Genomic DNA, 9,009 nt, shown 5'->3' on the forward strand with positions numbered 1-9,009 from the left:
ATCTTTTTCTTTTTTGTTTACTTCGCAATATATTTAAATGACTATGAGTAAAGAGGTTACCAAGGAGTTTAACTTTTTTGAGTATCACGATCAGATCAATCAGGAGAATATCATTCTTTCTTATAAAGGACCGATTACAGCAATGCTTATTGCTGAGTTGAGCAGGGATATAAGAGCAGAAATACAGCACCACAGAAAGGCTTCAAAGAAAGTATTTTCTATTTTTATGGAATTAGCCCAAAATGTTCTATATTATTCCAGCGAAATAAATCTTTTTGGTGACAAAAACAGGGTAGGGACTATTTTTATTGTAAATGAAGATGAGCGCTACAAGGTAATTGTAGGGAATATGGTTAAAAATACAATCACCTCTGACCTGAAAGAACGTTGCCATAAAATAAAAGAACTCGGAAGAAGTGAGCTAAGAGCTTATAAGCGTGAACTTAGAGATCAGCCATATCATAATGATGAAAGCAGTGAGGCAGGCATTGGTTTAGTACAGGCTGCATTGACTGCAGATAGCTTTGAAATGAAAATTATTGAAATGAGCAATGAATATTCATTTTTTGTGTTATTTTTAACTGTACAAAAATAAAGTGTTTTTTTTACAAGATTTTCATAATATACTTAAACAAAAATGGTTTTGGGGACAGATTTTAACCAATTGTCTGGATACCAACATTAATCAATCCTGTAAATATTAAAATCACTTTAATCTTAGTATAATATGGTACGCTTTTAGTATAACTTATGCTGTAATAAAATTGTATTAACTTGTATTTTGGCGAAAATAAATAATAATATATAATTATTAAAAAATGGAAGATTTAGAGATTAAAGGTGAAAGCGGTGTTTTCTACATCCCTACTGTACATTTGAATGCTTCTACGGGTGAATGTGAAATTTCTGGCGAATCTTACCTTGAAGACACCGACGAATTTTATAATACAATCATCAAATGGATTGAGCAATATGTTCAAGAGGTAAAAAATGCGATTACCTTTAATTTTAGACTTACTTACTTCAATACGAGTTCTTCTCGTGGAATATTAGATGTACTACGTGCATTGAAGAAGTTCGAAGATGATGGAGGTTCTGTAACAATTAACTGGTACTATCCTGACGATGATGACAGTATTGCTGAAGAAGCTGAAGATTATATGAAAAGTACCGGACTTGAAATCAACATGTTCTCTTTTGAGCCAGAAGATTAAGAACTCTATATTGTTATTTAAAACTTTGTATACTCACATAAGTGATCTGGAAAAATAAGCTGTGCCAATTCAAGAAAATATGTTGTTCTCAGGTGATTCAAAAAAAACGGTGCATAGCCAAAGCTATGAAGCTTTTTTTTGAGAAGCCTGAGGGCAATAGATACACTTTGATGGCTCAAATTATTTATGAAAGATCACTAAGTACATGTTTTGAAAAACTTGTTTCAAAACATGTACCTATTACAAAAGTTGCGTATACCTTGATCTAACAGAGATATTAAAAGCATAAAAAAGCGCTTTTATAATGGAAAATGTGTATTTTGTGGAATAAAATTACCCAGCAGTATTTCCATATTCAACGGCTTTGTTATTTTGGAAAATGTACTCTGTATGAAGGTGAATAAAAAACTATATGATTAATAGTGCTAATATTGGCTTAAAAGTATCAGGTTATACTTTACTCTTTGTAGTAATGCTATTACTTGCATGTCCTGTTTTAGGGCAACCTACCAATAAAAAGCAACTATTGCAAGACAACAAAATTGAACGACTTAAGCTTCTCTACAAAAGCACCAAGTCAGATACCAGCAGGGTTAAGATACTTAACCAACTCTATAAAGAACTTATCTCAAGTGAACCCCTCCAGGCTAAAAAATACGCCGAAGAAGCCCTTAACATTTCCGAAAAACTCAATTACTTTCTTGGCATAGCCAAAAGCTCCGACAATGTAGGCAATGTGTACTATGACCAGGGAGCCTATCTACAGGCTTTAGAATACTACCATAAATCGCTCAAGTTTAAAGAAAAACTTGGCAATAAAATACAAGTAAGTAAGGCATACAACAAACTTGCAAATACTTATGTACGCAAAGGAGACCAAAAATCTGGAAGAGAGTTTTACGAAAAATCACTGAAATTAAGCCAAGACATTGGGTACAATAAAGGTGTGATTACTACCTTGACCAACCTGGGCAGTTATTACAACTCAGTGACTGACTATGAAAAAGCCCTTGAGTACCACTTAAAGGCTATTCAGGTAGAAGGTTTAGACGATAAAAAAGTGCTTGCCTATAATTACAACAGAATAGGGGATTTGTACTTACGTAAAAGTGACTATTCTTTAGCGTTGCGTTATTACCGACAAGAATTATTGGTGGCACGTACTGACGGTGATGACGTAGAAATGCAAAAAGCTTATCGGGGTATTTCTGAAGTATACGCCAAACGCAATGACTATCAAAAAGCCTATGAGTATTATCAGCTTTTTGCCCAAACCAAAGAGCTGATTACTCAAAGAAAGAGCAAAGAAAAAATAAAAGAGATTCAATCGCTGTTTGATGCCCAGAAAAAACAAAACTTAACCGAGATATTGCTGCTTACCCAAAACCAGAAAATAAAAGACGATCGTATTGCGCAACGCAATAAACTTTTGGGAGTAGTAGCTTTTGCCTTTGTAGCAGTACTTACCCTGGCGTTTTTCTTTTATCGCAACAATGTGCGTACCCAACGTATTAATCAATTGTTAGAAAAGAAAAGTAAAGAACTGGAAGAAAACAGTACCGAGCTCAAAAGGCAAATTCAGCAAAACATTGCCAAAGAGGAGGCCATTAACCGCCAAAAACGTACCCTCGAACAGGCATTGGATGAGATTGAACGTAAGAACAAAAATATTACGGCAAGTATCAATTACGCCAAGCGTATCCAAGAGTCAATGTTGCCGTTCAGCGAAGAAATTACCCGACACCTTCCCGAACACTTTATATTTTTTAAGCCCCGCGATATTGTAAGCGGCGATTTTTATTACTTTACTACCAAAAACGGTAAAATAATCATTGCTGAAGTAGATTGTACCGGACATGGGGTGCCTGGTGCTATTATGTCAATGTTGGGCAACGATTACTTGAATCAAATTATCAACCTGCAAGGCATTACGTCGCCCGACCAGGTACTGAATGAGCTACATAAAAACATACGCACTACGCTCAAACAAGACGAAACTGAAAATCGGGATGGAATGGATATAGCACTCATTGTGATTGATCCAGAAACCCGTACTCTTGAGTTTGCCGGAGCAAGTAGCCCACTTACATTGATGCAAAATGGTGAAATGGACATCTTGTTGTCGAGTGAACTACCTATTGGAGGCTTTCAGAAAGACAAAGAACGCGTATTTACCAAACATACCGTATCGTTTGCTGAACCTACCACCTTTTATGTGTTTTCTGATGGGTTTCAAGATCAATTTGGTGGGCCAAGAGGACGACGCTTTGCCAAGAAAAAACTTCGCAAACTGCTTTTCGAAATCCACGAAAAACCAATGGTAGAGCAAAAGAAAATGCTGGATAATACCTTGAAAGACTGGATGTATGACCCAAAGCATAAAAGAGAACACAAGCAGATAGACGATATTTTGGTGATAGGTGTACACCTTGGCTAATGAGGAAAACCATTAAATAATTTTCTCTTGCATAATTGATTTTGAAAGTTATTTCGCTATTTTTAAATTTCAACTTAAACTTCTGATTACTTTATAAATAATCACAATTGCTTATAGTAAACAAGAATGATGTATCAAATATTTGATGTTTAATTGTTGTTGTGAAACATATAATGTCAGGTATAATACAAGGCATGCCTCATTCCAGAAGACATTGATGCCTTATAAAAAGCTTGTCAGTGATTATATAGTAGAGGTTTTTCAGGAAAAAATTACTAATAGCACAAAGTGTCCACACGCGATATATTTTTATGATGGAAGAATTATTTGTTGAAGAGACGGATACTACCCCTCAGGTTCATTTTAACCCAGAAGAAGGTAGTATTGAAATTAAAGGTATTTCTATCCCAGAAGACGCAGAAGCTTTCTATAACCCCATCTTGGCTGACCTTCAGGCGTATATTGAAGATGAACCAAAAGCTCAAACAAATGTGTTGTTTAAACTTGTGTATATCAACACGGGAACTTCGGCTATGGTGGCAAAGTTGATTAAAATTGTAGAGGCACTGGAGGAAAAAGAGAATTGCGAAATTAACATCACCTGGTACTACGAAGAAGAAGATGAGGATATGAAAGACCTGGGCGATTATTTCAGTTCGTTTACTGAACTTGTCTTTGACTTTGTGCCAATGGAAGAAATAGAATAAACATTGGGTGAGGAATACACTGCCTCACCTATCCTAAGGTTTTGATTACCAGTCAGGTTTACTTTTTTCGTAACCCTTTTTAGCTTTTTTATTGCGTCGTCTTTTTTGTTGTAAATATTGAATTTCCTGGTTTTTGAGGGCTTCAAATATAGTTTTGATCTTCTCCTGGTTAATATTTACTGCTTTGAGTTTATCTTCTCTTAGCTTATTTTTATCCTCTTTTTTATTGCCTGTTTTCGAACCATCCTCTTTGCCCTCAGGGTCTTGTTTTTCGAGGCGGTCTTTCCCATTTTTTGATTCTTTTTTTTGGGCACGTTTTTCCTCAGAGTCACCTTCTCCTTCTTCAGAAACTGTTTTCTGTTTTTCACCATTGCCATCACTTTTGGTCTTTCTCGATTGAGACTTGCGTTTTTTCTTAGAGGAATTCTTTTCGGCAAATTTTCTTAGTGCCTCTAGTTTTTTTCGTAACAACTCGTAATTATAGCGCGCCTCCAGGTTTTTTGGGTTCTTTTTGATGGCTTTCTTGAAAAGTTTGAGGGCAGTTCGGAGGTCTTCTATTGAAGAGTCTTTGTTATAGTTTTCTTCAGAGATCATACCTAATTGGTGATAGGCAAGTGAGCTTAAGGTAGGGTTTTCATTTTTAGATACCAGCACATAATACTTGCGGGCATCGAGCCATTTTTTTGTTTTGTAATAAGCATGTGCCAGGTTAATGTAAACGTTGGGGTCATTTATTTGAAGCTGCTCCACTAAGTGTTCGTACCTATGAATGGCTATTAGGTAGTTTTTGTCTTCGAAAGCTTTCTGAGCCTTCCACTGCGTATCGTTTACTTCAGATACATAAGTAAGAGGGTTGATAGCCAAAAACAATGATAATATGGTCAAATACTTGATCATAAACTAATAACTTTTACTGTAATTAATACATCAAGAAACAATAGTGCCAACGCTGCCCAGGCAAAATAAGCATATTTATTAGAAGATACATCTATGTTGCGTACATCCAGTTTTTGCCCTTTTATTTCCTGAATTGTATTGATGAGTTCAGGAATTTCGTTTTTAGTTTCCGATACCTCAAAAAAGCGTCCATTGGTTTGTTCGGCAATGGTTTGCAAACTGGTAGTACTTAGTTTTGAAAGCACAACTTTGCCTTTTTTATCTTTCTTAAAGCCTAGTGAGGTAGGTATTTTGCCTCCTTGTAAGCTACCTACACCTACGGTAAACACCCTGATGTTGTTTTGTTTATATTGGTTGACAATTGCGGTGTAACGATCGCCAAACTCCTCGCCATCGCTAAATAATACCACCACTTTAGCGTACTCATTTTGTTGTTTTCTTTTCAACTTGTTTACTTCTTGGTATTTTTTGAGTACCAGCTCTAAAGGAGTATAAAAATCGGTGCCAGCGTTGCCTATGGGCATCAGGTTGGTATTCAGTATTTGGGTAAAAAGGTTAAGCGCCCCTTTGTCGTAGGTGAGGGGGCAATGCATAAATGCGCTGGACGAAAAAATAACCAGGCCTATGCGATCAGACTTGAGCGTGTTGATGATATTACTTAACTCGTATTTTATTTTCTCTAGCCTTGAGGGTTGTATATCGGTGGCTTTCATTGATAAAGAGAGGTCTACCGCAATAAAAATATCTTTGCCTACTACTGCAATAGATTTTTTGCCAAAACCAAACGATGGACCCAACAGGGCTATAATAAGCAAAGCAAAGTAGATAATACGAAGCGGAAGCTTAAAAAATACCCATCGATAGTGGGTGTTTAAAGCACGGGCAATCCGGCGGATTCTTAGTATATAAAATGTAGTAGCTACTAAAAATGTAGCTATGAGTATATATTCAACTATGCCTATGTCCTGGTACCACTGTAATCCCATTGAGTTTGTGCGCAAATAGTTGGAAGGTTCTTGTGCATACAAGAAGGTGAAACATTCATTTATTTAGTAACCATACCCAAATAAGAGTACTCTAACTTGTTTGATTACTAAACAAAGATACTAATAGTAAATTTAAATTTTATTTGTTTTGGATATTTTCCTTTCAATATTAAATTTGCATTCACATTGCAAAACGAAGCAGTATGAGTTATTGAAATAACCAACGGGTATAAAAAAAGAGTACATTGATTCATAGATCATTTACTGTTTAAATACCTGATTATGAAGAGCTTAATTTTTTACTCAAAAAAAAGTTGAGTTTCATTTGATAATTAAAATACATCTGTTACCTTTGCAATCCAATTTGATAGAAACAATCAACAAACATTCACGGAGAGGTGGGTGAGTGGCTGAAACCACATGTTTGCTAAACATGCGTACGAGAAATCGTACCGGGGGTTCGAATCCCCCTCTCTCCGCTATTTGATTGTTTTTGTTCGGGGTGTGGCGCAGTCCGGTTAGCGTACCTGCTTTGGGAGCAGGGGGTCGCAGGTTCGAATCCTGCCACCCCGACCATCAAATTATCCAAAACCCGTAATGCTACGGGTTTTCTTTTTAAAACATACTTTCACCGGTTCCATAGCTCAACTGGATAGAGCAACTGCCTTCTAAGCAGTAGGTTGATGGTTCGAGTCCATCTGGAATCACAAGTATAAAGTGTTGGTAATAAGCAACTTATCAACACTTTTTTATTTAAACTTTTTACTGCACTATTTTTCGGTGTAAATATAGTGTAAACAACTGTTTGACTCAATTTAGCTAATTTGATGTAGGTTAAAAAATAACCTTTCAAGTTTTTATTTGAGTTTCCTAAAAAAATTGTTCGGGGTGTGGCGCAGTCCGGTTAGCGTACCTGCTTTGGGAGCAGGGGGTCGCAGGTTCGAATCCTGCCACCCCGACATTTTAGAACCTGTCTTACGACGGGTTTTTTTGCTTTAGATCAGTTTACTTCTCTACTTATACAATAGTATTACCTCTTCTTTTAGACTCTTCTTAGACCAAAAAGCCTTGATTTTTAAGCCATAATAAGTAAATAGAAATTCTAATAAAATTAAGAAAATGGTCTATACGACCTAAAACACTTATTATGAAGAAATTTGATACTTTAGAAGAAGCTTTTCATCACTTTTTAGAAAACGTGTATCCTAAGCTTCCACCTGCAAGAAAAATCAAGTACAAAGATGCTCGGTACGATTTTTTGAAACGTAAGTCTATCTCGCACAACAAGATTGAATCTATTCTTGAAGATTATGCTACGATAAGGATGGAAGTTACTTTTGAAGATTAGGTTCGGTACACAAATTAGCCAGTGGGTTTTTCTACTGGTTGTTTTTAAAACATTTGAATATTTCCTGAAAATGAGAGGAAATAGCAAAATAGTCCGAAAAAACTTGTAAATCTTTCCTAAATTCGAGAACAGCACTGAAAATATAGAAAATCAGCTTGCCATGATAAGCTCAGAATTTAAAGTTTATGGTACTCAGATACTAATTTTTGGAGTACTCCTTGCTCTTTCCAATTGGTAAATGCCTGGTGAATGTGTGCTTTAACCTCTTCCTTATTTTTACCCAGCCTTTTAAGGGTGATAGTTAAATTGTGGTAAAAGTTTATTAATTCAGAGCTATCTTTGCCGTGTGTGAAAAAACCATGTAAAACAGCAAGTTCATTATATTTGAGTGCTTCGCTTAGGTTACCTAATGACTTACAGGTTTCTCCTATACCATCATAAATGAAAGTCAGAGTTCCATGAACCGAACCAAGTATTTTCTTTCCTATATCGAGTGCTTGCTCATAATATTTCAGTGCATTGCTGTAATCACCAAGCTTATAGTAACAAGAAGCTATATTATTATAACATCCTACAACTTCTGGTTGATTCTCAAAACCATTTTTCATGTGGAGGAGAGACTGCTGAAAACTTTCCAATGCTTCTTTATTCCTCTTTGCATTCTGTAAAGCTGTCCCTAGACGGTTGTAAATCAACGAAATTTTATAGGCATTTTGTTCTTTCGAGGTCAGGTGAGTCTCTAATATTGTATTATACACTTCAATAGCTTGTTTTGGTGCCCCAAAAGCATCATATACTTGAGCCAAATTATCCTGACAATCCAAAACTCTAGAGTCTCTCTCTCCAAACGAATCAATCATTATACTCAGTGCTTTGTTTTTGTGTTCAAGTGTTTTATCAAAGTTGCCTAGTCCTTGATAGGAAGCTCCAATTGTGTTATGGAAGCTTGTGATGATTAAGCTTTTATCAATAGCACCCATTACCTTACAAAGTGCAAGCCCTTCAAAAAGTTGATCCAGAGCTTTTTCATAGTCCATCATTAAATTGTAAGTACGACCAAGGTTTTTGTAACTGACAACAGTGTCAGTATGAGTCTTGCCTAAAGCCTTTACACATATTACCTGGACTTTTTGGAAGCAAAACAGAGCTTTGTCGTGTAACCCCAAATCATTGTACGTATTTCCTAAATTATTAAAAGTTTTGGCTACATCCGGGTGATTTTCGCCATAGGATTTAATAAATATGTCTAAGGCCAGCCAACGATACTTAACAGATTCCTCTGGCTTGTGTAGTTCGGCCAAAGCACTTCCAATGTTCGAATAACAAACGGCGATGTTGGGATCATTGTATCCCTCCCAGTAAGTACATGTTTACATCTGCTATTAGCTAGCTTACCTTTGCATCAAAAAGATATGAATAA

Annotated in this window: 8 protein-coding genes and 4 tRNA genes; 9 read left to right on the forward strand and 3 right to left on the reverse strand. The window is 36.0% G+C overall.

Features of this window, described 5'->3' with window-relative positions; genetic code table 11:
* Positions 1–43: 43 nt before the first annotated feature.
* From Q0954_RS14480 to Q0954_RS14495, 4 genes are all read left to right on the forward strand, one after another.
* Positions 44–595, forward strand: a complete 552-nt coding sequence (locus Q0954_RS14480) for a SiaB family protein kinase (RefSeq protein ID WP_299458036.1) — start codon at positions 44–46, stop codon at positions 593–595.
* Positions 596–818: 223 nt separating this feature from the next.
* Positions 819–1,214, forward strand: a complete 396-nt coding sequence (locus Q0954_RS14485) for a DUF1987 domain-containing protein (protein ID WP_299458039.1) — start codon at positions 819–821, stop codon at positions 1,212–1,214.
* 412 nt (positions 1,215–1,626) lie between these two features.
* Complete coding sequence (locus tag Q0954_RS14490; RefSeq protein ID WP_299458041.1) at positions 1,627–3,651, forward strand: tetratricopeptide repeat protein; 2,025 nt, start codon at positions 1,627–1,629, stop codon at positions 3,649–3,651.
* Positions 3,652–3,962: 311 nt separating this feature from the next.
* The gene (locus Q0954_RS14495; RefSeq protein WP_299458043.1) at positions 3,963–4,358 is read left to right on the forward strand and encodes a DUF1987 domain-containing protein; all 396 of its coding nucleotides are present in this window, start codon (positions 3,963–3,965) and stop codon (positions 4,356–4,358) included.
* Between the two features lie 45 nt (positions 4,359–4,403).
* Here the strand turns inward: Q0954_RS14495 and Q0954_RS14500 are convergent, their stop codons facing one another.
* Positions 4,404–5,255 carry a hypothetical protein gene (locus tag Q0954_RS14500; RefSeq protein ID WP_299458045.1) on the reverse strand — a complete coding sequence of 284 codons (852 nt, stop codon included), beginning with the start codon at positions 5,253–5,255 and terminating at the stop codon, positions 4,404–4,406.
* Positions 5,252–6,241, reverse strand: a complete 990-nt coding sequence (locus Q0954_RS14505; RefSeq protein ID WP_299458047.1) for a VWA domain-containing protein — start codon at positions 6,239–6,241, stop codon at positions 5,252–5,254. The genes Q0954_RS14500 and Q0954_RS14505 overlap by 4 nt, the downstream gene beginning before the upstream one ends.
* A 392-nt stretch (positions 6,242–6,633) precedes the next feature.
* Between Q0954_RS14505 and Q0954_RS14510 the strand changes: the two genes are divergently transcribed.
* The 5 genes from Q0954_RS14510 to Q0954_RS14530 all read left to right on the forward strand — a co-directional run bounded on the left by Q0954_RS14510 (position 6,634) and on the right by Q0954_RS14530 (position 7,589).
* Positions 6,634–6,720 (forward strand) — tRNA-Ser (locus Q0954_RS14510).
* A 19-nt stretch (positions 6,721–6,739) separates the two neighbouring features.
* Positions 6,740–6,817, forward strand: a tRNA-Pro gene (locus tag Q0954_RS14515).
* A 57-nt stretch (positions 6,818–6,874) separates the two neighbouring features.
* Positions 6,875–6,948, forward strand: a tRNA-Arg gene (locus tag Q0954_RS14520).
* A gap of 177 nt (positions 6,949–7,125) precedes the next feature.
* Positions 7,126–7,200 (forward strand) — tRNA-Pro (locus Q0954_RS14525).
* A 188-nt stretch (positions 7,201–7,388) separates the two neighbouring features.
* Positions 7,389–7,589: a hypothetical protein gene (locus tag Q0954_RS14530; protein ID WP_299458049.1), complete on the forward strand. Its 201-nt coding sequence runs from the start codon at positions 7,389–7,391 to the stop codon at positions 7,587–7,589.
* A 176-nt stretch (positions 7,590–7,765) separates the two neighbouring features.
* Here the strand turns inward: Q0954_RS14530 and Q0954_RS14535 are convergent, their stop codons facing one another.
* A complete protein-coding gene (locus Q0954_RS14535) occupies positions 7,766–8,923 on the reverse strand; it encodes a tetratricopeptide repeat protein (protein ID WP_299458052.1) in 1,158 nt (385 codons plus the stop codon).
* Positions 8,924–9,009 lie beyond the last annotated feature (86 nt).

Source organism: uncultured Microscilla sp. (genome assembly GCF_947493425.1).
Lineage (GTDB): Bacteria > Bacteroidota > Bacteroidia > Cytophagales > Microscillaceae > Microscilla.

What these genes read in the sequence shown, in the direction of transcription:
- Q0954_RS14480 (WP_299458036.1), top strand. Translation starts at nt 44, where the DNA reads ATGAGTAAAGAGGTTACCAAGGAGTTTAACTTTTTTGAGTATCACGAT.
- Q0954_RS14485 (WP_299458039.1), top strand. Translation starts at nt 819, where the DNA reads ATGGAAGATTTAGAGATTAAAGGTGAAAGCGGTGTTTTCTACATCCCT.
- Q0954_RS14490 (WP_299458041.1), top strand. Translation starts at nt 1,627, where the DNA reads ATGATTAATAGTGCTAATATTGGCTTAAAAGTATCAGGTTATACTTTA.
- Q0954_RS14495 (WP_299458043.1), top strand. Translation starts at nt 3,963, where the DNA reads ATGATGGAAGAATTATTTGTTGAAGAGACGGATACTACCCCTCAGGTT.
- Q0954_RS14500 (WP_299458045.1), bottom strand. Translation starts at nt 5,255, where the DNA reads ATGATCAAGTATTTGACCATATTATCATTGTTTTTGGCTATCAACCCT.
- Q0954_RS14505 (WP_299458047.1), bottom strand. Translation starts at nt 6,241, where the DNA reads ATGGGATTACAGTGGTACCAGGACATAGGCATAGTTGAATATATACTC.
- Q0954_RS14530 (WP_299458049.1), top strand. Translation starts at nt 7,389, where the DNA reads ATGAAGAAATTTGATACTTTAGAAGAAGCTTTTCATCACTTTTTAGAA.